Genomic DNA, 21,766 nt, shown 5'->3' with positions numbered 1-21,766 from the left:
GGCCGATTAGGTCTTGGTTGCAACAGTCCTCTTCTTTCTGGTTGTGACTCGTTTCGCTCAAAAGGCTCTCCTCCTTTCCTCCGTTTTGGCCCTCGGGGCCAGCATGTCGGCTTCTGCCGCTGAACGGCTCAACGGCGCAGGGGCGTCTTTCCCAGCCAAGATCTATCAGCGTTGGTTCGCTGACCTGGCCAAGGCTGGCGGACCTCAGGTGAACTATCAGGCCGTGGGTTCCGGTTCCGGCCGTAAAGCCTTCATTGACCAGACCGTGAACTTCGGTGCATCGGATGATCCGATGAAGAAGAAGGACATGGCCAAGGTTGGCCGCGGCGTGGTTCAGATCCCCATGGTGGGTGGCACCATCGCCTTCGGTTACAACAAGCCCGGCTGCAACCTGAAGCTCACCCAGGAGCAGGCCGTGAAGGTTGCCATGGGCATGATCAAGAACTGGAAGGAGCTCGGCTGTAAGCCTGGCACCCTCACCTGGGTGCACCGCTCTGATGGCTCGGGTACCACCAAGGCCTTCACCAACTCCATGGAGGCTTTCTCCAAGACCTGGACCCTCGGCACCGGCAAGTCCGTCAAGTGGCCTGCTGGCGTTGGTGCGAAAGGCAACTCTGGTGTGGCTGGCCTGATCCAGAACCGCGAAGGCGCAATTGGTTACGTGAACCAGTCGTACATCAAAGGCAAGGTGGTGGCCGCCGCTCTCCAGAACAAGTCCGGTGAGTTCCTCAAGCCCTCCGTGGCTGCAGGTGCCAAGGCCCTCAACGGCATCAGCCTGGACAAGGATCTGGCTGGCAAGAACCCCAACCCCACCGCCAAGGGTGCCTACCCCATCGCAACCCTCACCTGGGTTCTGGCCTACAAAACAGGCAACGGTGACAACGCCAAGGTGGTGCAGGACGCCTTCAACTACATGTTGAGCGACGCTGCTCAGAACAAAGCTCCTTCCCTGGGCTTCGTTCCCCTCAAGGGCGACATCCTGGCCAAGTCCAAGGCTGCTGTGAACAAGATCGGCAAGTGATTTTGGCTTGAATTGGTTTTAAAAACCAAAAATCAAAGGGTCCCTCGGGGCCCTTTTTTGTGCGCTGAATAATTGGAATTGAGATCAATGTTAGAGCCTTCTTAACCCAATCTCTCCCAGCTCTTTGTTGGGAATCGATGTTGTCCTCAATACAGTTTTCTTGGGTTCATGGAATTCCAAATGCTTGCCACTCCGTCCGCTGACCTGAGTTCAACAGCTCTGGGTTTTAAGGCGTTTCTTGAAAGCAGCTACGACAATCGAAATGTTGTTCATGTCACCTCGGGAAGTTTTGTTCCTCTTCTGAAGAACAGCGTTTGGTTTGTGGTTCGCGGCATGGTGAAGCTGGGGGCGCTGTCGGTGCATGGCGATGAACTGGTGCTTGGCCTTGTGGGGCCCAATGAACCCTTTGGTGCGGCATTCACCAACGTGGAGGCCTACGAGGCTGTAGCGCTCACCGATTGCGATCTGCTCTGCTGCAATTTGGCGGAGCTTGAGCAGTCTCCTCAGTTGGCGCTCGGCTTGGCCAAGGCCATGGCAGCACGCTACCGCCAGGCGGAGTCGCTCCTGGCTTTGCTGGGGCTGCGGCGCGTTGAAGAACGGGTCAGGGGTTTCCTGGAGCTGCTCGCCAAGGACTTTGGCGAACCCTGTGATGCTGGTCTTCGCCTCAACCTTCGCTTGACCCATCAGGAGATCGCCAGCGCCCTAAGCACCACAAGGGTGACCGTGACCCGCGTGTTGGGTCAGCTGCGGGATGAAGGCTGGCTTCAAATTGATGCCTCCAGGCATCTTGTGGTCACCGGCACCGGCCGCCGCTGAATGCACAAAAAAAGAGCCGGCGTAATTGCCGGCTCAAACCCTGAAGTGTTGATCTTCAGGTGGGGAAACAAGACGGTTGAATCGGAGCGGCGGGATTTGAACCCACGACCCCCACTACCCCAAAGTGGTGCGCTACCAAGCTGCGCCACGCCCCGTCAGATTTAAGTTATCACAGTGCATCCCGGCGTCTGAGTCGCCTGAGCAACCGAATGGTGAGTTGGTTTCGCGTTGCGGATCCGTAGTGGTACATCCGCAGTTCTGCAGCAGCCTGACGAAGCTCGGCCAGGGTCATCGCCGCTAAGCGCAGTTCAGGAAGGGTGCGCCAGGCTCTGGAGCGCATCGGGAGCGAAGCAGGGCCTTTGGCTTGGCCCAGATTCAGGGTTCCATCCGCCAACCATTCGGGGATGAGCACCACCAGAACAGCGATCAAGCCATAGAGCTCCACCAGCCCCCTCGGCAGAGGATGCAGTTGTCGCTGCTCGGATGGATCAGGCCGTTCACTCACTGCAGAACGGAGGAGTCCTTCTCCACCCACGATCGCACCAAGAGGACGCGTGCCTGTGGGCTGGTGGTCAGATTGCCAATGGTGTTGCTTTGGGTTGGGGTGTTTCCCGCCAAAGCATCGGAGCCTGTTGCTCTCGGTTGCGGGACACACTGCCGAGGATCAGTCCCAGAACCAAAATCAAGGTGAGGGCGATGGCCAGGATCACCTGTCGATCAGACAACGGCTCAGGCATGACATGGGTAGGGATCATCCCCATCCTGGCCGAATCAGCTTAGAGAGATTGGGCTGTTGTCGGATCGAAGCACGCAGTGGCTGATAGACCAGTCGTACTTATCCCAGACCTGCTTGGGGAGCTTGTAGTTCGATCCTTCGAATTCCCCAAGCAGCGTCTGTGTTGGCATCGCAGAGCAGTAGGGGCGGCTGCCCGGTTTGGCGAGGTACTGCTGGTGATAGTCCTCGGCGAAATAGAAGGTTTGATCCGCAAGGATTTCGGTTGTGATGGCGCCATAGCCCTTGGCTGAGAGGGCAGCTTGATAGGCGTCCCGGCTGGCCAGGGCCAGTTGCAGATGCTCCGGATTGAACGTGTAGATGGCTGATCGGTATTGGCTGCCGGTGTCATTGCCCTGCCGGTTGCCCTGGGTGGGGTCGTGGCACTCCCAGAACAGTTTCAGCAGGTCGCTGAAGTCCAGAGCGGGGCGGCTCCACACCACGCGCACCACTTCCGTGTGCCCGGTTCTGCCGGAGCAGACCTGGTTGTAGGTCGGTTGCTCGATTTGGCCGCCCGCGTAGCCCACGGCAGTGCTTACCACCCCTGGTAGTCGCCAAAACCCTTTCTCAGCGCCCCAGAAGCATCCACAGGCAAAGATTGCTTCTTCCTGGTCGGCCATCAGCGGGGCCATCAGCGGTGTTCCCAACACAGCGTGCGTTGCCGGTGCAGATGGTTCGGCGTCGCCGCGGGGAGACAGCCAGGAAGGAAGCATGTTGATTAAGTGGTTCCGGAAAGCTTAGGAAGTTGGTTCAACGGAGTGATGCTGCCTCCTCGAGGGCAATCAGTGAATTTTCAGCGATTGCTCCTCCAAGTAAGGGATGAAAAGGAACGAATCAAGGTTGTATCTAAAAGTGGTTCTTATTTGAACAATGTTCTGCGGAAAGGTGTTGATTCTTTTGTCAGCAGCTTTCAACCTGAATCTTGCTGATGGCTGGCACATGATCAGAAAGCAAGACGTATTTGCTGGATCAACCCATTGAAAGCGATTGATTGATGGCTAGTGATTCTGGTGAATCAGGCATCGCACCTGCGTCAGAAATATCTGTTGTCAATCGCTGTACACGGCGTAATGAGCTTCTGGTGATGGCCGATGAAGGAACTGTGGTCTTGTCCTGCGGAACCTCCTTCATTCGAATTTCAATCAGCAAGTAATCCCGCTCCCTAGGTCTCGGGGCAGCCGTTTCGGACGTGGTGATATGCCTTCGCTTCCTGTTGCCGTGGTTGCTTAGGAGGCTTTGGCTTCACCCTCAACCGGGTTGAGCTGGATGTGATTCAGCAGTGTTGTGACGAAGGCGAAGAGCAGAAACGGCAGGCTGAGCACCAAAATCAGCCCCACTCCCACGAGCGCAAAAATCGGACGCGAGGAGCCCATTAGGGCAAGCCCCGCAGCCAGACTGACAAAAATGACGGCCATCCAGGCCAGCACCTGTCCGTAAATATCGCCAAAGGTGAGCGTGCAGCGCACCGCAAAGGGGGATCCGCTGGTCATAGGCAAGGAGATGTATTCACAGCTAAGCCACGGACGTTGGAGTTGTCAGAAACCACCCTGAGATTCTTCAGGAAGCCAACGCATCCAGTTGTTGCGATGCCTGCTGACGCTCCCAAAGACGTTTGTACACACCCGGCTGTTGGATCAAAGCGTTGTGGTGTCCCTGTTGAACGATGCGTCCGTTCTCCATCACCAGGATGCGATCACAGGCTGCTGCAGCTGAAAGTTGATGGCTGATCATCACGATGGTCCGATCATCCTGAGCTCGGATCGAATCCAAAATCGCCGCTGCCGTGTTGTTATCGACGCTGGCCAAGGCGTCGTCGAGGATCAACACCGGAGCCGACATCAGCAGAGCCCGGCCGAGGGCTGTGCGTTGACGTTGACCACCACTCAACGTGATTCCGCGTTCCCCAACGATGGTTCCGAAGCCATCGGGAAAGCCCTTCACGTCATCAGCCAGGCGGGCTTGCTCTGCCGCCAACTCAACCCGCTGATCACTGGCTTCAGGGTCGCCATAGCGGAGGTTGTCCGCCAGGGTGCTGGTGAACAGAAAGCCCTCCTGGGGAACGATCGCCACGTCACGGCGCAAGGCCTTCAGGGGCATCTGGGTGACATCCACGCCATCCAGGAACAGTTGTCCGGGGTTCAGTGGAACCATGCGACCGAACGCTCGAGCCAGGGTGGTCTTGCCGCAGCCCACGGCCCCCACAACAGCCACCAACTCTCCTGGCTCGATGCAGAACTGCAGGCCATTCAGGGTGTTCTGCTCAGCACCTTGGTATTGGACAGTCAGGCCGCGGGCTTCAAAACGCCCCTGGCGTTCGCTCGTTGGATGGGGCTTCACATCAGAGGGATCAGGGTCTTTGATCTCTGGTTCCCGTTTGAGTAATTCCTCCACCCGCTCGAGGCTCACCTGGCCTGTCTGGAAGGTGTTGAGCGTGAATCCCAGCAATGCCGTGGGAAAGACGAGCTGCTCCACATAAAGAATCAGGGCCACCAGTCCTCCAATGCTCAGACGACCGGCTTCGAGTTGCCCGCTGCCGATGGCCAACAGCAAAAGAACAGAGAGGGAGGAGATGCCCTGAAGCAGCGGGAACAGGGTGCTTTGTGTTCTCGCCAGCCGAATGGCGCTGTCGCGATAGCGGCGGTTGCGTGTGGCGAAGGCCTCCTGTTCCGCACCCTCTTGGCCGTAGATCTTGATGGCCCCGATCCCCGAGAGATCCTCCTGAATCAAGTTGCTTAGGGCGGAGAGTTCTTCCTGCTGCGTGCGCTTTTGACGCATCATGCGCCCACCGAACAGGCGCACTGTGCTGAGCATCACGGGGTAGAGCCCGACGGCGGCCAGGGTCAGCCACGGATCGATGGCCAACATCGCGGGCAGCGTCAGTGCATAGGCCAGCAGGGTGTTGGTCAGGCTGAGAATCGCGAATCCGAGCAGGCGCCTGATGTTTTCCACATCGCTGGTGGCGCGACTGATTACTTCACCGCTGCCCTTGCTCTGAATCCAATCGGGTTCCTGGCGGAGCATCTGCTCGAACAGGCGCTGACGCAGATCCACTTCCACCTGCCGACCCACCCCAAAGATGAGTTGGCGCGAGGTCAGCCGGATCACGCCCATGGTGCTCGCGAGCAGCACAACCCATCCCGCCTGGCGCAGGACTCCGGCGTAACTGAATCCCTCCTGCAGCTCGTCCACAACGCTGCGCACTTCCCACGGGATCGTGACCCGCAAAACGTTCACCAACACCAAGGCAATGGCGCCCAGCAGCACCGTGCGGCGGTGGGGACGCAGATAGCGGCCGATCAGGTCGAGACGAAGGGCGGCCATGCGAGCTCGTTGGTCCCGTTGGCAGGCCAACCTAGGCATCCGGCTTCAACGGCTGGTCGTTCGCCGTTGATCTGAGGGATAGTGGGGCTATCCCCATCACCTGGCCCGGCGTGCCTCGCACCCCGGGTTTTTTACTGCCAGCTTCCCTTCCATGTCCTCAGACCCGCGTTCCTGGTCCGGTTACTTGGACCATCTGCTGCAGGGCAACAACCTCAGCTCTGATCAGGCCACCAAACTGATGCGTGCCTGGCTAGCTGAAGAGCTCGAGCCTGTGCAGACGGGGGCATTTCTGGCTGGACTGAGGGCCAAAGGGATGGTGGCCGATGAGCTGGCTGCCATGGCGGCTGTCCTGCGCGAGGCCTGCCCCCTTCCCTGCGACCGGCCCGATCTGGCCATGGTCGACACCTGCGGCACCGGTGGTGACGGTGCAGACACCTTCAACATCTCCACGGCGGTCGCCTTCACCGCCGCGGCTTGCGGAGTCAATGTGGCCAAGCACGGCAATCGCAGCGCCAGCGGCAAAGTGGGCTCAGCCGATGTGCTCGAGGGGCTCGGTCTCAACCTCAAGGCACCCTTGAACAAGGTGGTGGAGGCTTTGCCGGGAACCGGTGTCACCTTCCTGTTCGCTCCCGCCTGGCATCCAGCACTTGTGAATCTGGCGCCGCTGCGACGCACCTTGGGGGTTCGCACGGTGTTCAACCTGCTGGGCCCCCTGGTCAATCCGCTTCAGCCTCAGGCGCAGGTTCTTGGCGTGGCGCGTCCAGAGCTCCTCGACTCCATGGCGGGAGCTTTGCAGCAATTGGGTTTGAGCCGTGCTGTCGTCGTTCACGGCGCTGGAGGCCTCGATGAGGCTTCGTTGGCGGGTCCCAATGCCTTGCGTTTCATCGAATCCGGGGGCATCACTTCAAAGGAGGTTTCCCCTGAAGACCTGGGCCTGACCCGTGCCGGTCTCGAGCTGCTGCGCGGTGGCGACTGCGCGGTGAACCAGCAGATCCTTCAGAACGTTCTGCAGGGGCAGGGATCGCTGGCCCAGACGGAAGTCGTGGCTTTCAACACAGCACTGGTGCTCTGGGCTGCCGGGCTGCAAAGCGATCTGTCGGATGCTGTTGCTCAGGCTCTGACTGTTCTCAATGAGGGCAAAGCCTGGGACAAGCTTGTTGCTCTGCGGGATGCCTTGTCCGACGGGGATGGAGAATGAGTGACTGATGACCTGCGGCGGCCCTTCGATGCCCGATTCCCCATCAGACAAGGCTTATCTCGTCCTTGCCGATGGCACGGTTCTCACCGGTGTCGGCTTCGGCCATCGCGGCACCACCATCGGTGAGGTGGTGTTCAACACCGGCATGACCGGTTACCAGGAGGTGCTGACAGACCCCTCCTACGCCGGACAGTTGGTGAGCTTCACCTATCCCGAACTCGGCAACACAGGGGTGAATGCTGACGATCAAGAAGCTGATCGCCCCCACGCCCGTGGCGTGATTGCCCGCCAGCTGGCCCCATTGCCCAGCAACTGGCGCTGTGAGCAGCCGCTTGAGAGCTGGATGAAGACCCATCAGCTGGTGGGCATCAGCGGTTTGGATACCCGTGCCTTGGTGCGTCATCTGCGTGAGGTGGGGGCCATGAATGGAGTGATCAGCAGTGACGGCCAGCGCCCGGCGCAGTTGCTAGAGCTCCTCAAACAGGCCCCGTCGATGCAAGGGCTGAACCTCGCGGACCGCGTCACCACCCGTGAGCCCTACCAGTGGAATCAGGCCTGCAGAGTTGGCTTCGATCAGCGTTTGCAGCGCCGCAGCGACGCGCCCTTCCGCGTTGTCGCCATCGATTTCGGCATCAAGCGCGCCATTCTCGATCGACTGGTCGCCCATGGCTGTGATGTCACGGTTCTTCCGGCAGACACGGATCTGGCCACGGTTCGCTCCCATCGCCCGGATGGTGTCTTTCTGTCCAACGGCCCTGGTGACCCGGCAGCGGTGACCCATGGGATTGCCCTGGCCAAGATGTTGCTGGAGGATTCCGATCTACCCCTTTTTGGCATTTGTCTGGGCCATCAGATCCTCGGTCTGGCCCTGGGCGGAGAGACGTTCAAGCTGTCCTATGGCCACCGCGGCTTGAACCATCCCTGCGGCACCACAGGCCAGGTTGAAATCACCAGTCAGAACCACGGCTTTGCCCTCTCCGCCGATTCCCTGGATTCAGAGGTGATTGACGTCACCCACTTCAATCTGAACGACCGCACCGTGGCAGCGATTGCCCATCGTCAAAAGCCTGTATTCGGGGTGCAGTACCACCCGGAGGCGAGTCCGGGCCCCCATGACGCCGACCATCATTTCGCCCGCTTTGTGACGCTGATGGCCGATCGCCGTTGATGAGGTGGTAGCCAACGCTCAGCATCACTACACTTCGTGCCGATGATGCCTGGGGGGCTTGATCCCATCAGCGAACTGCAGCGACTGACCGTCTCTCTACGGGGCGGATTTGAACAGAAAGATGGCTGTCTGGTGTTTCATTTCACCGGTCAGCTGGATGCGTACTCCGAGAAGCAGTTCATGGAGTACGTGGGCGATGTTTTGAAGGCCAACAAGCTTCCTTCTGTCCTCGATCTCAGCAAGATCGATTTCCTCGATTCATCCGGCCTTGGGGCGCTGGTGCAGCTGGCCAAGCAATGCACGGATGCAAAGCGGTCGTTTCTTTTGGTGGGCAACACCAGGGTGAAGCAGACGATCAAGTTGGTGCGTCTTGAGCAGTTCCTTCATTTGGTGGAGGATCTGCCCACAGCCCTGAACCAGTTGGCCGCTTGAGCGATTGGATCAAAAGCCAGTCTCCCAGTGACATCAACGAACAGCTGGGACCATTGCAACTGGCTTGGATTGGAGATGCAGTGTGGGAGCTGCATCAACGGCTGCGCCATGGCGCTAGGCCTGGACGCTCTGATCAATTGCATCGGGCCGTTGTGGCCGATGTCCGTGCTGACGCCCAGTCCCGCTTGCTGAGCTGGCTGGAAGACCGTGAACTTCTCAGTTCAGAGGAACTCGATCTGGTGCGTCGCGGCCGCAACAGTGCCGGTCGGGGTCCAAGGCGCGCGGACGCCGCTGTTTATGGAAGGGCCACGGGGTTTGAGACAATGGTTGGCTGGCTGTTTCTGAACAATCCAGCCCGGCTTGCGGAGCTCTTCGACCACTTGGAGCAAGCCGGATCCAACCCATAACGTTGCCTCGCACACCATGAGCCCTCGCTTTGAACGCCGCTCCAGCGGCCCATCCCGCGATGGCCGTTCGGGGCCAGGAGGCAGTGGGGGTGCTCGACCGCCAGGAGGCAGGCCGCCCAGTGGACGCGCATCCGCTGGCCGCTCCTCGATGGGGCGCTCGGATAACGGTCGCCCCATGCCCAGCAACCGCCGTTCTGATGGCGGTCGTGCCCCCTATGCCAAGCCTGGGCGTGACGGCGTCGGTTATCGCGAACGACGCGCGCCACGGGATGGAGGCTGGGAGCAGTCGCGAGGTGGTGATCGACCCAACAATCGATTTGCTGAGCGCTCTGGTGATCGACCCAACAATCGATTTGGTGAGCGCTCTGGTGATCGACCCGGTTATCGGTTTACTGAGCGGTCTGGGGATCGTTTCGGTGATCGAGCCGGTGATCGAGCCGGTGATCGAGCCGGAGAACGCTTTGGTGATCGCCCGAAAGAGCGGTTCGGCAATCGTTCCCGTTCCTTCGAGCGAGATCAGAACGCCTCCCGTTCGGACTCTCAAAACGACCGCTCAGGGCCTGGACGTTTTCGCGATCGCAACGATCGCTACGGCGACCGCCGTCGCTCCGGGGATGAACGGCGCCAACCGGCCCAGCGCTCCAGATCCCGGTACGACGAGGGCCGTTCTTCTCAGCGCCCGGATCCAGTATCGGAGGCTGCAGCGGCCACACCCCCAGCGGACGATTTGATTTGGGGACGTCATGCCACCCAGGCCGCGTTGGAGGCCGGACGACCCATCCATCGCATCTGGTGCACTCCCGAGATGCGCAGTGCCTCCAAATTTCTCCAGCTCCTGCGCGATGCCAAGGCCTCAGGCGTTCTCGTGGAAGAGGTGACCTGGGCTCGGCTGGGACAGATCACAGGTGGGTCCGTTCATCAGGGCATCGCCCTGCAGACGGCGGCGGCGGAAACCCTCGATCTCGAGACCCTTATCGAGGGCTGCTCGGATTTGGGGGAACCCCCCTTGTTGGTGGCCTTGGACAGTGTCACCGACCCGCACAACCTCGGGGCGGTTGTTCGCTCCGCTGAGGCCATGGGAGCTCACGGTGTGGTGATCCCCCAGCGCCGCAGCGCTGGCTTGACAGGTTCCGCCGCCAAGGTGGCCGCAGGAGCGCTGGAACATCTGCCGGTGGCGCGCGTGGTGAACCTCAACCGGTCCCTGGAAAAGCTCAAAGACGCCGGCTACAGGGTGGTGGGCCTTGCTGCTGAAGGAGATGTGACCCTCACCGATGTCGATCTCACTGGGCCGATGGTGCTGGTCACTGGATCCGAGGACCAAGGCTTGTCACTGATGACCCGGCGTCATTGCGACCAGTTGGTTCGCATCCCGCTGCGGGGCATCACTCCGAGCCTCAATGCCTCCGTCGCCACAGCCCTTTGTGTGTACGAAGTGGCACGGCGCAACTGGATGAAGGACATTCACGGCCAAGCGCCGTCTCCGCCGATTCGGCGGCCCAAGCTTGCAGGTTCTGAATCGCCCGTTGAGCTGACAGAGGCCTCTGAGTCGGCTGCTCCGCCTGAGCAGGCTGTTCTGCCTGAACAGGCTGAAGCTCCTGTGGAGAAGGCACCGGAACATCGGATTGATCTGGATCTGAATCCATCTCAGCCGGATGCTGTCTTGCCGTTCGATCAGAACATCCAGCTATCTCCCTGAAAACAGTACGAATTCCAAGATCTCGGGGCACAATGCCCCCAGGTCCCTTTTCTCCCATGAGTCCCCTGATTCGGCCGCTGCGCAGCCTTGCCAATGGCTTTGGATTCGCTTGGTGGGCTCGTGTTCAGACCTCAGGCCCTGATGTGACCTATTGGTTTGGTCCCTTCATCACCCGCAAGGGGCTTGAGAGTGAGCTCAGTTCCTTCCTGGACGACGTCAAGTCAGAGCAACCCCAGTCGATCAGCCACTCCCTGCTGCGGACTCGGCGCTCTGAGCCCCTCACCATCACGGCTGAGGGCTGATCCTGCGGCTGATAGCGTCCTCCCTGCAATGGATCGCAGGGACATGACGATCAGCGCGTGGCGTCAGCAATTGCAGAGCGGCGAGGTCTCCTCCCGCGAGCTCGTTGATCAGCACCTCAAGCGGCTCGAAAGTTCTGAGCCTTCGTTGAACGCTTTTGTTGAAGTCACGGCCGAGAAAGCACGTGCTGAGGCGTCGCGTATCGATGAAGCCCGGGCCGCCGGCGAGAAGCTTGGCCCTTTGGCGGGATTGCCACTGGCGATCAAGGACAACCTCTGCACCAAAGGTGTTCGCACCACCTGCTCCAGCCGCATGCTCGAGCAGTTTGTGCCGCCCTACGAATCCACGGTCACCGAGCGGCTTTGGCAGGCCGGAGGTGTGTTAGTCGGCAAGACAAACCTGGATGAGTTCGCCATGGGCGGCTCAACCGAAACGTCTGCGTTTGGTGCCACACAGAATCCCTGGAACACCGCCCATGTGCCGGGTGGAAGCTCCGGTGGCAGTGCAGCGGCCGTCGCCGCCGGTAGTTGCCTCGCTTCGCTTGGTTCCGACACTGGTGGCTCCATCCGCCAACCGGCGTCGTTCTGTGGCGTGGTGGGCCTCAAACCCACCTACGGCCGGGTCAGCCGTTGGGGCCTGGTGGCCTTCGCCAGTTCCCTGGATCAGGTGGGTCCTTTCGCCGGCAGCGTTGCTGATGTGGCCGAACTGCTTCAGGTGATCGCCGGGCCCGACCCTCGCGATTCCACCTGTCTTGATGTGTCGGTTCCCGACTTCAGCGCTGGCCTCAACCAGCCCATTAAGGGCCTCAAGGTGGGGGTGATCAAGGAGTGCTTCGACGCCGAAGGCCTCGATGATGAGGTGAAGGCGTCGGTGCAGGCCTCTGCTGCTCAACTGGAGGCTCTTGGCGCTGAACTGGTGGAGGTGAGCTGCCCCCGGTTCAACGACGGCATCGCCACCTACTACGTGATTGCACCATCGGAGGCCTCGGCCAATTTGGCGCGGTATGACGGGGTCAAATACGGCTTCCGCGCAGAAAACGCCGAGAGTCTTGCTTCGATGACTGCGCTCAGCCGTGCTGAAGGGTTTGGCGCTGAGGTGCAACGTCGAATCCTGATCGGCACCTATGCCCTTTCTGCCGGGTATGTCGATGCCTACTACAAGAAAGCGCAGCAGGTGCGCACCCTGATCCGGCGAGACTTTGATGCGGCCTTCCAGAGTGTGGATGTCCTGCTGACGCCAACAGCACCGTCCACGGCCTTCAAGGCTGGCGCTCACGCCGATGACCCTCTGGCGATGTATTTGGCTGACCTGCTGACGATTCCGGTCAACCTGGCTGGACTTCCGGCCATCAGTGTTCCCTGTGGATTCAGTGCGGCGGGTCTGCCGATCGGGATGCAGCTGATCGGCAATGTGTTGGATGAACCACGTCTTCTTCAGGTGGCTCACCAGTACGAGCAGGCTGCGCAGGTGTTTGCGTCACGTCCGGAAGCCGCGCTGGTCCCCTGAGCTGCGCCACATGTGGGGGGTGTGTACCCCCTGAACGCTGGATCTTGCGTCGGGTCCTAGGCTGACCCCATGGCTTTCGTTCCTCTCCACAACCACAGCGACTACAGCCTTCTGGATGGTGCGTCGCAGTTGCCGGCCATGGTGGAGCGGGCGAAGCAGCTGGGCATGCCAGCCATCGCCTTGACCGATCACGGCGTGATGTACGGCGCGATTGAGCTGCTGAAGCTCTGTCAGGGCACAGATCTCAAGCCGATCATCGGCAATGAGATGTATGTGATCAATGGGTCCATCGACGACCCGCAACCCAAGAAGGAGAAGCGATACCACCTGGTGGTGTTGGCGAAAAACGCCACCGGCTACCGCAATCTGGTGAAGCTCACCAGCATCAGTCACCTGCGGGGGATGCGTGGACGCGGGATTTTCTCCCGTGCCTGCATCGACAAGGAGCTGCTGAAGCAACACAGCGAAGGCCTGATCATCGCGACGGCGTGCCTCGGTGGCGAGATCGCCCAGGCGATTTTGCGTGGTCGCCCCGATGTAGCTCGCAAGGTGGCGGCTTGGTACCAGGAGGTCTTCGGCGACGACTACTACCTCGAGATCCAGGACCACGGCTCCCCGGAGGATCGGATCGTCAACGTTGAGATCGTCAAAATTGCCAAGGAACTCGGCATCCAGATCGTTGCCACCAACGATGCCCACTACTTGAGCAAGCAGGACGTTGAAGCCCACGACGCCTTGCTCTGCGTGCTCACCGGCAAGCTGATCACCGATGAGAAGCGGCTGCGTTACACCGGTACCGAATACATCAAGACCGAAGAGGAGATGGGTCTTCTCTTCGGGGATCACCTCGAGCCTGAGGTGGTTCAGGAAGCGATCGCCAACACCGTCAAGGTGGCCGAGAAGGTGGAGCCCTACGACATCCTCGGGCGCTATCAAATGCCTCACTTCCCGATTCCCGAGGGCCATACCCCCGTCAGCTACCTGAGGGAGGTGACGGAGCAGGGATTGCGGGATCGGCTCGAGCTCAGCCCGGACGCTCCCTTGCCCGACGACTACGCCGAGCGCATGGCCCATGAGCTCAAGATCATGGAGCAGATGGGATTCCCCACTTACTTCCTAGTGGTCTGGGATTACATCCGTTTTGCCCGGGAACAGAACATTCCCGTCGGCCCTGGCCGTGGCTCCGCTGCAGGGTCGCTTGTCGCTTATTGCCTTGGGATCACCAACATCGATCCGATCACCAACTGTCTCCTGTTTGAACGCTTTCTCAATCCGGAACGCAAGTCGATGCCTGATATCGACACCGACTTCTGCATCGAGCGTCGTGGTGAGGTGATCGACTACGTCACCGAGCGCTATGGCGATGACAAGGTGGCGCAGATCATCACCTTCAACCGGATGACCTCCAAGGCGGTTTTGAAGGATGTGGCCCGGGTGCTCGATATTCCCTACGGCGATGCCGACCGTCTGGCGAAGCTGATCCCAGTGGTTCGTGGCAAGCCCGCCAAGCTCAAGGCAATGATCGGTGAGGAATCCCCCAACCCCGAGTTCCGCGAGAAGTACGAGGCGGAACCAACAGTGAAGCGTTGGGTTGATATGGCGATGCGGATTGAAGGCACCAACAAAACCTTCGGTGTTCATGCGGCTGGTGTGGTCATCGCCGCTGACCCCCTCGATGAACTGGTTCCGTTGCAGCGCAACAACGACGGTCAGGTGATCACGCAGTACTTCATGGAAGACGTGGAATCCATGGGTCTGTTGAAGATGGATTTCCTGGGGTTGAAGAACCTCACGATGATCGAAAAGACCCTCGAGTTGGTGGAGGTGAGTAGCGGCACCCGTGTCGACCCCGACAAACTGCCGCCTCAGGATGAAGAGACCTTTGCCCTTCTGGCGCGAGGTGATCTTGAGGGGATCTTCCAGTTGGAATCCAGCGGAATGCGGCAGATCGTGCGTGATCTCAAGCCTTCATCGCTGGAAGACATCTCCTCGATCCTTGCCCTCTACAGGCCGGGTCCCCTTGATGCCGGGTTGATTCCTAAATTCATCAACCGCAAGCACGGCCGCGAGGCGATCGATTTCGCTCACGCGATTTTGGAGCCGATCCTGTCAGAGACCTACGGGATCATGGTGTATCAGGAACAGATCATGCGCATCGCGCAGGATCTAGCTGGTTACTCCCTGGGTCAGGCAGACCTGCTTAGGCGAGCGATGGGCAAGAAAAAGGTGTCCGAGATGCAGAAGCACCGCGGCATCTTCGTCCAGGGTGCTGGAGAGCGCGGCGTTGATGAAAAGGTCGCCGACGAACTGTTCGATCAGATGGTTCTCTTCGCTGAATACTGCTTCAACAAGAGCCATTCCACGGCCTATGGCGCCGTCACGTATCAGACGGCTTATTTAAAAGCGCACTACCCGGTCGCTTATATGGCGGCTCTGCTTACGGTGAATGCCGGAGCCGCCGACAAGGTGCAGCGCTACATCTCCAATTGCAATGCAATGGGGATTGAGGTGATGCCCCCGGATGTGAATGCCTCGCTTATCGATTTCACCCCCAACGGCGATCGGATCCTGTTTGGCCTCTCCGCCGTTCGCAACCTTGGTGATGGTGCGATCCGTCGATTGATCGCCGCCCGCGATAGCGATGGACCCTTCCGTTCCCTGGCGGATCTGTGTGACCGGATCCCGTCTTCGGTGCTCAACCGCCGTGGTCTGGAGTCGTTGATTCACTGCGGTGCCCTGGATGCCATGGATCCGCAGGCCAACCGTGCTCAGTTGATGGCTGATCTGGATCTTCTGCTCGACTGGGCCTCATCACGGGCCAAAGACCGAGACAGCGGCCAGGGCAATCTCTTTGATCTGATGGCTCCTGTCGCCGATACCGATGGGCCAGCGGATCTCAGCCATGCACCCAAGGCTTCACCGGTGCCGGACTATCCCCCAACCGAAAAGCTTCGTCTCGAAAAAGATCTGGTGGGCTTCTACCTGTCAGATCACCCGCTTAAACAGCTCACGCCCTCGTCGAAGTTGCTGGCGCCCATTGGCCTGGGCTCCCTGGAAGAGCAGCCAGACAAAGCCAAGGTGAGTGCCATTGCGATGGTGGCTGAAATGCGCCAAGTCACCACCCGTAAGGGCGATCGCATGGCGATCCTGCAGCTCGAGGATCTCACCGGAAGTTGCGAAGCCGTGGTGTTCCCCAAGAGCTACGCCCGCCTCGCGGACCATCTCATGGCTGAAGCACGCCTCTTGGTCTGGGCTGGCGTTGATCGGCGTGACGAGCGCGTTCAGCTGATCATTGACGACTGCCGCGCCGTTGATGAGCTCAATCTGCTGCTGGTTCAGCTTCCCTCTGATCAGGCCAGCGACATCGCCATTCAGCACAAGCTGAGGGAATGCCTGAACCAACATCGCCCCGAGCGGGATGAGCTGGGCGTGAAGGTGCCTGTTGTCGCCGAAGTGTGCCACGGCGACAGCGTTCGCTATGTGCGACTTGGCTCCCAGTTCTGCGTAAAAGACGTTGATGCAGCAATCGCGTCGCTGCGCACCCAATCGTTTGAGGCCCGTAGCAGCGACCGTTTGGTGCTCTCCTGATCGCCTGATCAGGAGGTTCTGATCAACAAAATTTGATCAGGACTTTTCTTGCTTTTGCTGCTGCTTCTGGGCCCGGATCGACTCCTTCATCCGTTGAACGTTTGGCTTGAAGTTCTCGAAGCCGAGCAGAGAACCCGGTTCGGGATCCCAGCTGGCGGTCAACACGCCAACGCTGAGGCCCACCAGGCCCAAGAGGAAAAACAGGCCGGAGCCCGTCAGCGTTAGTCCAGGAGCGATATCGGCAATGCCACGGGTGACCACGAAATAGCTGCCAACAAAAACTCCCATCCCAGCGAGGGACGGGAGTCCAGCAAACACAGCAACGCGACGGGCCATCCGATCGGCCACGTAGCGAGGAATGGCTTCCTGCCGAGGCATCCCTGAAGCAGGCTTACTCACCTTCCCAGACCCTTTCGGCTCAAAGGGGAGGGCATTGCGTTGCTCAGGCATGGGGCAGGTTGATCAGCCGCGGATGCCCAGTTTGGCGATCGTATCGGCGTAGCGTTGCTCGCTCTTGCTCCGCATGTAGCTCAGCAGGCGCTTGCGGCGGCCAATCATCTTGAGCAGCCCCTGGCGTGAGGAGAAGTCATGGATGTTGTTCTGCAGGTGGCTGCTGAGACGGTTGATCCGCTCACTCAGCATGGCCACCTGGACCTCGGCCGAACCGGTATCGGTGCCGTGGGTCTGGTGGGTGTTGATCAGCTGCTGCTTCTCGGTGGTATCAAGCGACATGCGCGGGGGGCGGCCCTGTCAGTGCAAACAACCAGCTTACCTTCGCGTGGGACGGCTCAGGCCGATTCGCGGCTCAGCCATTGCAGGCAGACCCGCAGCCAGGCGTCCTGGTCGTCTCCAGCAGGTGGTTCGCCATCTGCCCCCTCCGCGATGGCACGGATGGCCCGACGAATTTCCAGATCGTCGTAACCCAGCATTGAGAGGGTGGCTTCGACGTCGGCACCGCTTGCCGGCATCTGCTCCGAGCTGACGCCTTCCGCCAGCGATGGGGCTGGATCCACGCCCGCGAAAGCCGCAATCGAGGCCCTGAGTTCCACCGCCAGGCGCTCAGCGGTGCGTTTGCCGATGCCCTGCGCCTTGCAGAGGCGACGCAGATCGCCGCTGCTGATCGCTTCCACCAGCTCCTGGGGCTTGCATTCCTGCATAAGTGCCAGACCCGCCTGGGGGCCCACACCGCTGACGCTGATCAACAGCCGGAACAAATCCCGCTCCTGGCGCAGGGGAAAGCCGTAGAGGCTGCTGCCGTCCTCCCGCTGCACTTGATGAATCCATAGGTTCAAATCGCCATCAGCCGGAAGGTTGTGCTGATGCCGCTCAGTCAGGTGCACTTCATAACCGACACCACCGCAGAGCAGCAGAACGCCGCTACGGTTGCCTTGGGTCCAGCACTCCATAGGTCGTCCCTGCAGCCAGCCGATCATGGGGAGAGGTTTCAACCGCGTCATGTTGCCGCAGCTGTCATTGCCTGTCTCTGCTTTCAAGCGCCTTGTTCGCCGCTTGCTTCAGGCGCTGTGCGTTCTATCGATCGTGGTTTCGTTGACGGCATGTAATGGATCTCAGCCGCCACGCGCTCTTTTGAATGAAGCGCTCGCCCTGCAGATTCAGCTCACCCAGTCGGCCATTGCCAGCTCCCTCGATCTCACCCCGATGCCCATTGCCCCCAGCGTGAGCCGTGTGCGGGTGGAGGACCAGGAAAGCTTTGCCCTGGGTGATGAGCAGGGCCTGAGGATTTCAGGCCGCTTTGATTGGCAACTGCCCGGAGATCGTGTGCAGGTGGATAGCCCGTTTGAGCTGTTTCTGCAGCGGGGCTCCCGTGGTCAGAGTTGGCGCCTGGCCAGGCCCAAGGGTGGATCCGACGACCGTCAGGCTTGGCTGACCTACCCCTTGGGGTTGGAGAAAGCCTGAGCTCTAACGTCGTGCCGACAGGCTGATCAGGGTGGCGGCCAGCACCAGCATCCCGCCACCCACCTGCCAAGAATTGATCGACTCGGCAAACCAAAGCCAGCCCCAGCCAGCGGCAAAGACCACCTGCACGTAGTTAATCGATGTGGCTCGCGCCGCGGGCAGACAGCGCAGTCCCTCGGTCACCCAGATCTGGCCCAGCTGGGTCATCACCCCGACCCCCAGGAGCCAAAACCATTCGATGCCCTGGGGCCAGACTCCTTGGTGAAGAACCCAGGGCAGGGTCAGGGGCACCGAGATCATCGGGAAATAGAGGATGATCACTAACGGGTGCTCGGTTTGAGACAGCCGCCGCACACTGACGTAGGCCAGGGCAGTCATCAGAGCGCCTCCAATGCCGATCAGGGCAGGGATCAGTTGTGCAGGTTGCGTTGTTCCCGTGAGCCACTGCGGTTGCACCACCAGGGTGATGCCGATCCAGCCCAGCAGAACCGCTGCACTGATGCGTCGGCGCAGGGGCTCGCCGAGCAGCAACAGCGCTGCCACGGCCGTAAAGGTGGGGTAGGTGTACTGGAGCACCGTCGCTGAAGCGAGCGGTAGCTGGTCAATTGCTTCGAAGAAGCACAGCAGGGCCAAGCTGCCCAGCACTCCCCGTGCCACCAAGAGCCCCCGTCGATTGCCCCAGGGGGAGACCCCAGCCAGACGCAGCCCCACAGCCGTCAGAACGATGCTGATCAGGGCCCGGCAGAGCACGATTTCCGCCACCGGAAGCCGACTGTTCAGTTGCTTGACGCAGACCGTCATCAGGCTGAAGGCCAGGGAGCTGAGGATCAGGGCACGGCTGCCCCGCAACGATTCCCGGTTCCACCAGGGTTGTGGGTTCTGCGGTTCGGCCATGGCTGTTCTGATGACGGGGTGCACGGAACCCTGCGACTTCGCAGAATGGACCGATGGTGAACGCCCGCCTGCACCCCAGAACGATCGAGGCCGTGAAGGAACGGGCCGACATCGTTGATGTGGTGGGCGAGCACGTGGTGCTCAAGAAGAAGGGACGGGAATTCGTCGGGATCTGTCCGTTCCATGACGACAGCAAACCGTCGATGACGGTGTCGCCCGCCAAGCAGTTCTACTACTGCTTCTCCTGTGGTGCGGGCGGCAACTCCATCAAGTTCCTGATGGAGTTCCAGCGCCAGAGTTTCAGCGATGTGGTGCTGGATCTGGCGCGGCGATATCAGCTGCCGATCGAGACGGTCGATGGTCCGCAGCAGGAGCGGTTGCGGCAACAGTTGTCCCGCAGGGACAAGCTGCAACGGGCCCTTGCCCTGGCTGCCGGTTGGTTTCGCAGCCAGTTGATGGCACCCACGGGCGCAGAGGCCCTCAAATACCTCAGTGAGGCCAGAGGGCTGAGCCCTGCCACCCAGGAGACCTTCCAGCTTGGCTATGCGCCGGATCAGTGGGATGGTCTGCTGAAGCATCTTCAACAGGTGGAGGGGCTGGCGCCGGAGCTTCTCGAGGCTGCAGGGCTGGTGGTTCCCCGCAAGGGCGGCAACGGGTTTTATGACCGCTTCCGCCATCGGGTGATCGTGCCGATCCATGACCGTCAGGGTCGGGTGATCGGTTTCGGGGGACGCAGCCTTGATGGCAGCGAACCGAAATACCTCAACTCCCCCGAGACCGAAGTGTTCGAGAAGGGGAAGCATCTGTTCGGCCTCGATAAGGCCTCCAATGCCATCCGCAAGGACGACAGGGCCGTCGTGGTGGAGGGTTATTTCGATGTGATCGCCCTCCATGCCGCCGGCATTACCAACGCTGTGGCCTCCCTCGGCACGGCCCTGAGCAGTCAGCAGATCACCCAGTTGTGCCGCGTCAGCGACAGCAAGCGGATCGTTCTGAATTTCGACGCCGACGGGGCCGGTGTTCGTGCGGCCAATCGGGCCATCGGCGAGGTGGAGCAGCTGGCGATGCAGGGCCAGCTGGAGCTGCGGGTTCTGCACCTGCCGTCCGGGAAGGATCCCGATGAGTTCCTCAAACAGAACGGTGCCGGCGATTACCGCGCTCTGCTGGATCAGGCCCCCCTCTGGCTGGATTGGCAGATCGAGCAGGTGCTGGAGGAGCGCGATCTCACCAGGGCCGACCAGTTCCAACAGGCGGTCACGGCCCTGGTGGGGCTGCTGGGCAAACTGCCCCAGTCCGCCGTGCGCACCCATTACCTGCAGCGGGTGGCGGAACGCCTCAGTGGTGGCCAAGGTCGGCTAGCGCTTCAGCTCGAGGACGACCTGCGCCAGCAGGTGAAGGGCCAGCGTTGGCATGGGCGCTCCAGCCGTCACGAGCAGCCTGGTGAATCCGGGCAGCGGGAGCGCTGTGAGGCCGATCTGCTGCGGCTGTATCTGCACTGCCCTCGGCATCGGGCCACGATTCGCCAGGAGCTGCGCAAACGCGAACTGGAGGATTTCGCCATCCCCCATCACCGCCATCTCTGGGCGGCCATTACGGATTTGGAGGAGACCAACCTGGGTGAGGGGCGCTTGGAGTCGATTAGCCGATGCGACGACGACGGCGAGGGTCTGGATCTCATCGATCTGCCCCGCTTGCTCACCGATCAACTCCTGCTGGAGAGCAGTGCGCTGGTGTCCCGCTTGACGCCTCTGCTGGAGCCTGGTGAATTGCAGCGTGTCGCCCTGGCGGAGCCGCTGGAGCAGCTGCGGGGCATTGCTGCCCTGCTGGAGCGGCAGAAAAGCTTGAAGCGCTGCAGGCACTTGTTGGAGGCCTGGGGCGGCCAGCGTCTGCAAACCCTGGAATCCTGCATCGCTGTACTGATTGATCAGGAGGCTTCGTCAGATCAGGCCTCCGTGGATATGGAGGTGCGGATACAGGCCCTTTTCGACGACCTCAACCGGGATGCACTGCGCTACCAGGAGCTCTATTACACCGAGAGAAAACACATCGGCCATCTGGATCAGCAACGTTGCGCCAGTTACACCGTTCCCCCTGCCGCCTAAGCCATGGGCCGGTGGTCTGGGCAAACTGCATCAGGATCTGTTCCTCAAGCTGAAGATGTCTGAATTCTTCGAAGCGATCTGGCACGGCGAGGGCGTCGGCGACGGCGGTGATCTGGAGGAAGCTCTGCAGGCCTACGTCGCGGTGAAGCCGGAGGAGGGGGATTGGGTCGAGGCTTGCGCCGCCGAGGGGGCCGACCCCGTGATTGAGCGCTTTGCGTCGTTTGAGGCCTATCTCGACAATGCCGATCCGCTCGAGCGCATTGCCGTCACCCCGCAGATGATCAGCGAAGCCCTTGCGTTGTTGCCGTCCTGATGACTGATTCGCAGCTTGATTTCGCCGCGCTCGATCCGGTCAACCACCTCTGGCCGGCCTTCGTGGAGCGTCTGGGTTCCGACAAAGCCCAGCGGGCTGTTCGTCAGGCGCTGGATCTGCAGGGCATGCGCGGGCACCAGGGCACCCTGCCAGTGCTGTTCACGGAAACCGGCGGATTGGCTTTGGCCAGCACCGATCTGGTGCGGGAGCAGACGGGCCTCAATGCCCACGGTGAGCGGATGGTGTTGCTGCTCAGCACCCGTGAACAGGTCATTCAGTTGCTGCAGGAGGTCTGAGGCCTTTCTGGATTGCGTT

Annotated in this window: 24 protein-coding genes and 1 tRNA gene; 14 read left to right on the top strand and 11 right to left on the bottom strand. The window is 60.5% G+C overall.

Annotated elements, in window-relative coordinates:
* Nucleotides 1-103: 103 nt before the first annotated feature.
* Complete coding sequence (gene pstS, locus FZZ90_RS01725) at nt 104-1,021, top strand: phosphate ABC transporter substrate-binding protein PstS (protein WP_226424055.1); 918 nt, start codon at nt 104-106, stop codon at nt 1,019-1,021.
* A gap of 180 nt (nt 1,022-1,201) precedes the next feature.
* Nucleotides 1,202-1,837: a Crp/Fnr family transcriptional regulator gene (locus FZZ90_RS01720; RefSeq protein ID WP_226424054.1), complete on the top strand. Its 636-nt coding sequence runs from the start codon at nt 1,202-1,204 to the stop codon at nt 1,835-1,837.
* 81 nt (nt 1,838-1,918) lie between these two features.
* On the opposite strand, the gene FZZ90_RS01715 is transcribed toward FZZ90_RS01720, so the two are convergent.
* The 7 genes from FZZ90_RS01715 to FZZ90_RS01685 all read right to left on the bottom strand — a co-directional run bounded on the left by FZZ90_RS01715 (nt 1,919) and on the right by FZZ90_RS01685 (nt 5,930).
* Nucleotides 1,919-1,992: transfer RNA gene (locus tag FZZ90_RS01715), tRNA-Pro, on the bottom strand.
* Between the two features lie 14 nt (nt 1,993-2,006).
* The gene (locus FZZ90_RS01710; RefSeq protein ID WP_226424053.1) at nt 2,007-2,342 is read right to left on the bottom strand and encodes a hypothetical protein; all 336 of its coding nucleotides are present in this window, start codon (nt 2,340-2,342) and stop codon (nt 2,007-2,009) included.
* Nucleotides 2,343-2,409: 67 nt separating this feature from the next.
* Complete coding sequence (locus tag FZZ90_RS01705) at nt 2,410-2,574, bottom strand: hypothetical protein (protein WP_226424052.1); 165 nt, start codon at nt 2,572-2,574, stop codon at nt 2,410-2,412.
* 34 nt (nt 2,575-2,608) lie between these two features.
* Nucleotides 2,609-3,322 (bottom strand): peptide-methionine (S)-S-oxide reductase MsrA, encoded by a 714-nt coding sequence (msrA, locus tag FZZ90_RS01700; protein WP_226424051.1) that lies wholly within the window; start codon nt 3,320-3,322, stop codon nt 2,609-2,611.
* Nucleotides 3,323-3,578: 256 nt separating this feature from the next.
* On the bottom strand, nt 3,579-3,758 hold the full coding sequence (locus FZZ90_RS01695; RefSeq protein WP_226424050.1) for a hypothetical protein: 180 nt from the start codon (nt 3,756-3,758) through the stop codon (nt 3,579-3,581).
* A 77-nt stretch (nt 3,759-3,835) separates the two neighbouring features.
* Nucleotides 3,836-4,099, bottom strand: a complete 264-nt coding sequence (locus FZZ90_RS01690; RefSeq protein WP_226424049.1) for a hypothetical protein — start codon at nt 4,097-4,099, stop codon at nt 3,836-3,838.
* Between the two features lie 67 nt (nt 4,100-4,166).
* Nucleotides 4,167-5,930, bottom strand: a complete 1,764-nt coding sequence (locus FZZ90_RS01685; protein WP_226424048.1) for an ABC transporter ATP-binding protein — start codon at nt 5,928-5,930, stop codon at nt 4,167-4,169.
* Between the two features lie 151 nt (nt 5,931-6,081).
* On the opposite strand from FZZ90_RS01685, the gene trpD reads away from it, so the two are divergent.
* The 8 genes from trpD to FZZ90_RS01645 all read left to right on the top strand — a co-directional run bounded on the left by trpD (nt 6,082) and on the right by FZZ90_RS01645 (nt 16,225).
* Nucleotides 6,082-7,128: an anthranilate phosphoribosyltransferase gene (gene trpD / locus FZZ90_RS01680; RefSeq protein ID WP_226424047.1), complete on the top strand. Its 1,047-nt coding sequence runs from the start codon at nt 6,082-6,084 to the stop codon at nt 7,126-7,128.
* 7 nt (nt 7,129-7,135) lie between these two features.
* Nucleotides 7,136-8,296 carry a glutamine-hydrolyzing carbamoyl-phosphate synthase small subunit gene (gene carA / locus FZZ90_RS01675; RefSeq protein WP_226424046.1) on the top strand — a complete coding sequence of 387 codons (1,161 nt, stop codon included), beginning with the start codon at nt 7,136-7,138 and terminating at the stop codon, nt 8,294-8,296.
* 42 nt (nt 8,297-8,338) lie between these two features.
* Nucleotides 8,339-8,728, top strand: coding sequence for an STAS domain-containing protein (locus FZZ90_RS01670; RefSeq protein WP_226424431.1), 390 nt, complete (start codon nt 8,339-8,341; stop codon nt 8,726-8,728).
* On the top strand, nt 8,725-9,135 hold the full coding sequence (locus FZZ90_RS01665) for a Mini-ribonuclease 3 (protein ID WP_226400101.1): 411 nt from the start codon (nt 8,725-8,727) through the stop codon (nt 9,133-9,135). The genes FZZ90_RS01670 and FZZ90_RS01665 overlap by 4 nt, the downstream gene beginning before the upstream one ends.
* A 16-nt stretch (nt 9,136-9,151) precedes the next feature.
* Entirely contained in the window at nt 9,152-10,831 is a 1,680-nt protein-coding gene (gene rlmB / locus FZZ90_RS01660; RefSeq protein WP_226424045.1) for a 23S rRNA (guanosine(2251)-2'-O)-methyltransferase RlmB, read from the top strand.
* Between the two features lie 56 nt (nt 10,832-10,887).
* Nucleotides 10,888-11,133 carry a DUF1816 domain-containing protein gene (locus FZZ90_RS01655; protein ID WP_226424044.1) on the top strand — a complete coding sequence of 82 codons (246 nt, stop codon included), beginning with the start codon at nt 10,888-10,890 and terminating at the stop codon, nt 11,131-11,133.
* A 28-nt stretch (nt 11,134-11,161) separates the two neighbouring features.
* The gene (gene gatA, locus FZZ90_RS01650) at nt 11,162-12,637 is read left to right on the top strand and encodes an Asp-tRNA(Asn)/Glu-tRNA(Gln) amidotransferase subunit GatA (RefSeq protein WP_226424043.1); all 1,476 of its coding nucleotides are present in this window, start codon (nt 11,162-11,164) and stop codon (nt 12,635-12,637) included.
* Nucleotides 12,638-12,706: 69 nt separating this feature from the next.
* Nucleotides 12,707-16,225: a DNA polymerase III subunit alpha gene (locus FZZ90_RS01645; protein WP_226424042.1), complete on the top strand. Its 3,519-nt coding sequence runs from the start codon at nt 12,707-12,709 to the stop codon at nt 16,223-16,225.
* 36 nt (nt 16,226-16,261) lie between these two features.
* Here FZZ90_RS01645 and FZZ90_RS01640 read toward each other — a convergent pair whose 3' ends face one another.
* The 3 genes from FZZ90_RS01640 to ruvA are packed head-to-tail and all read right to left on the bottom strand — an operon-like array spanning nt 16,262 to nt 17,658.
* On the bottom strand, nt 16,262-16,675 hold the full coding sequence (locus tag FZZ90_RS01640) for a PAM68 family protein (protein WP_226424041.1): 414 nt from the start codon (nt 16,673-16,675) through the stop codon (nt 16,262-16,264).
* 12 nt (nt 16,676-16,687) lie between these two features.
* Nucleotides 16,688-16,957: a 30S ribosomal protein S15 gene (gene rpsO, locus FZZ90_RS01635; RefSeq protein WP_006851408.1), complete on the bottom strand. Its 270-nt coding sequence runs from the start codon at nt 16,955-16,957 to the stop codon at nt 16,688-16,690.
* A 56-nt stretch (nt 16,958-17,013) separates the two neighbouring features.
* Entirely contained in the window at nt 17,014-17,658 is a 645-nt protein-coding gene (ruvA, locus tag FZZ90_RS01630) for a Holliday junction branch migration protein RuvA (protein WP_226424040.1), read from the bottom strand.
* Nucleotides 17,659-17,680: 22 nt separating this feature from the next.
* Between ruvA and FZZ90_RS01625 the strand changes: the two genes are divergently transcribed.
* Nucleotides 17,681-18,142, top strand: a complete 462-nt coding sequence (locus FZZ90_RS01625; protein ID WP_226424039.1) for a hypothetical protein — start codon at nt 17,681-17,683, stop codon at nt 18,140-18,142.
* Nucleotides 18,143-18,145: 3 nt separating this feature from the next.
* Here the strand turns inward: FZZ90_RS01625 and FZZ90_RS01620 are convergent, their stop codons facing one another.
* Complete coding sequence (locus tag FZZ90_RS01620; protein WP_226424038.1) at nt 18,146-19,036, bottom strand: DMT family transporter; 891 nt, start codon at nt 19,034-19,036, stop codon at nt 18,146-18,148.
* A 53-nt stretch (nt 19,037-19,089) separates the two neighbouring features.
* Here FZZ90_RS01620 and dnaG point away from each other — a divergent pair, with 53 nt between their 5' ends.
* The 3 genes from dnaG to FZZ90_RS01605 are packed head-to-tail and all read left to right on the top strand — an operon-like array spanning nt 19,090 to nt 21,747.
* Entirely contained in the window at nt 19,090-21,138 is a 2,049-nt protein-coding gene (gene dnaG / locus FZZ90_RS01615; protein ID WP_226424037.1) for a DNA primase, read from the top strand.
* 55 nt (nt 21,139-21,193) lie between these two features.
* Nucleotides 21,194-21,451, top strand: a complete 258-nt coding sequence (locus FZZ90_RS01610) for a hypothetical protein (protein WP_226424036.1) — start codon at nt 21,194-21,196, stop codon at nt 21,449-21,451.
* Nucleotides 21,451-21,747 carry a hypothetical protein gene (locus tag FZZ90_RS01605; RefSeq protein WP_226412307.1) on the top strand — a complete coding sequence of 99 codons (297 nt, stop codon included), beginning with the start codon at nt 21,451-21,453 and terminating at the stop codon, nt 21,745-21,747. The genes FZZ90_RS01610 and FZZ90_RS01605 overlap by 1 nt, the downstream gene beginning before the upstream one ends.
* The last annotated feature ends 19 nt before the right edge of the window (nt 21,748-21,766 follow it).

The sequence above is a fragment of the Synechococcus sp. MU1617 genome, from assembly GCF_020514235.1.
In the GTDB taxonomy this organism is placed as follows: domain Bacteria; phylum Cyanobacteriota; class Cyanobacteriia; order PCC-6307; family Cyanobiaceae; genus Parasynechococcus.
This window is presented reverse-complemented; position numbering and strand designations above follow the sequence as displayed.

Excerpts from the sequence above, each read along its gene's own strand:
- pstS (WP_226424055.1), top strand. The coding sequence starts at position 104 with ATGTCGGCTTCTGCCGCTGAACGGCTCAACGGCGCAGGGGCGTCTTTC.
- FZZ90_RS01720 (WP_226424054.1), top strand. The coding sequence starts at position 1,202 with ATGCTTGCCACTCCGTCCGCTGACCTGAGTTCAACAGCTCTGGGTTTT.
- FZZ90_RS01705 (WP_226424052.1), bottom strand. The coding sequence starts at position 2,574 with ATGCCTGAGCCGTTGTCTGATCGACAGGTGATCCTGGCCATCGCCCTC.
- msrA (WP_226424051.1), bottom strand. The coding sequence starts at position 3,322 with ATGCTTCCTTCCTGGCTGTCTCCCCGCGGCGACGCCGAACCATCTGCA.
- FZZ90_RS01690 (WP_226424049.1), bottom strand. The coding sequence starts at position 4,099 with ATGACCAGCGGATCCCCCTTTGCGGTGCGCTGCACGCTCACCTTTGGC.
- FZZ90_RS01685 (WP_226424048.1), bottom strand. The coding sequence starts at position 5,930 with ATGGCCGCCCTTCGTCTCGACCTGATCGGCCGCTATCTGCGTCCCCAC.
- trpD (WP_226424047.1), top strand. The coding sequence starts at position 6,082 with ATGTCCTCAGACCCGCGTTCCTGGTCCGGTTACTTGGACCATCTGCTG.
- carA (WP_226424046.1), top strand. The coding sequence starts at position 7,136 with ATGACCTGCGGCGGCCCTTCGATGCCCGATTCCCCATCAGACAAGGCT.
- FZZ90_RS01670 (WP_226424431.1), top strand. The coding sequence starts at position 8,339 with ATGATGCCTGGGGGGCTTGATCCCATCAGCGAACTGCAGCGACTGACC.
- rlmB (WP_226424045.1), top strand. The coding sequence starts at position 9,152 with ATGAGCCCTCGCTTTGAACGCCGCTCCAGCGGCCCATCCCGCGATGGC.
- FZZ90_RS01655 (WP_226424044.1), top strand. The coding sequence starts at position 10,888 with ATGAGTCCCCTGATTCGGCCGCTGCGCAGCCTTGCCAATGGCTTTGGA.
- gatA (WP_226424043.1), top strand. The coding sequence starts at position 11,162 with ATGGATCGCAGGGACATGACGATCAGCGCGTGGCGTCAGCAATTGCAG.
- FZZ90_RS01645 (WP_226424042.1), top strand. The coding sequence starts at position 12,707 with ATGGCTTTCGTTCCTCTCCACAACCACAGCGACTACAGCCTTCTGGAT.
- FZZ90_RS01640 (WP_226424041.1), bottom strand. The coding sequence starts at position 16,675 with ATGCCTGAGCAACGCAATGCCCTCCCCTTTGAGCCGAAAGGGTCTGGG.
- rpsO (WP_006851408.1), bottom strand. The coding sequence starts at position 16,957 with ATGTCGCTTGATACCACCGAGAAGCAGCAGCTGATCAACACCCACCAG.
- ruvA (WP_226424040.1), bottom strand. The coding sequence starts at position 17,658 with ATGATCGGCTGGCTGCAGGGACGACCTATGGAGTGCTGGACCCAAGGC.
- FZZ90_RS01625 (WP_226424039.1), top strand. The coding sequence starts at position 17,681 with ATGTTGCCGCAGCTGTCATTGCCTGTCTCTGCTTTCAAGCGCCTTGTT.
- FZZ90_RS01620 (WP_226424038.1), bottom strand. The coding sequence starts at position 19,036 with ATGGCCGAACCGCAGAACCCACAACCCTGGTGGAACCGGGAATCGTTG.
- dnaG (WP_226424037.1), top strand. The coding sequence starts at position 19,090 with ATGGTGAACGCCCGCCTGCACCCCAGAACGATCGAGGCCGTGAAGGAA.
- FZZ90_RS01610 (WP_226424036.1), top strand. The coding sequence starts at position 21,194 with ATGTCTGAATTCTTCGAAGCGATCTGGCACGGCGAGGGCGTCGGCGAC.
- FZZ90_RS01605 (WP_226412307.1), top strand. The coding sequence starts at position 21,451 with ATGACTGATTCGCAGCTTGATTTCGCCGCGCTCGATCCGGTCAACCAC.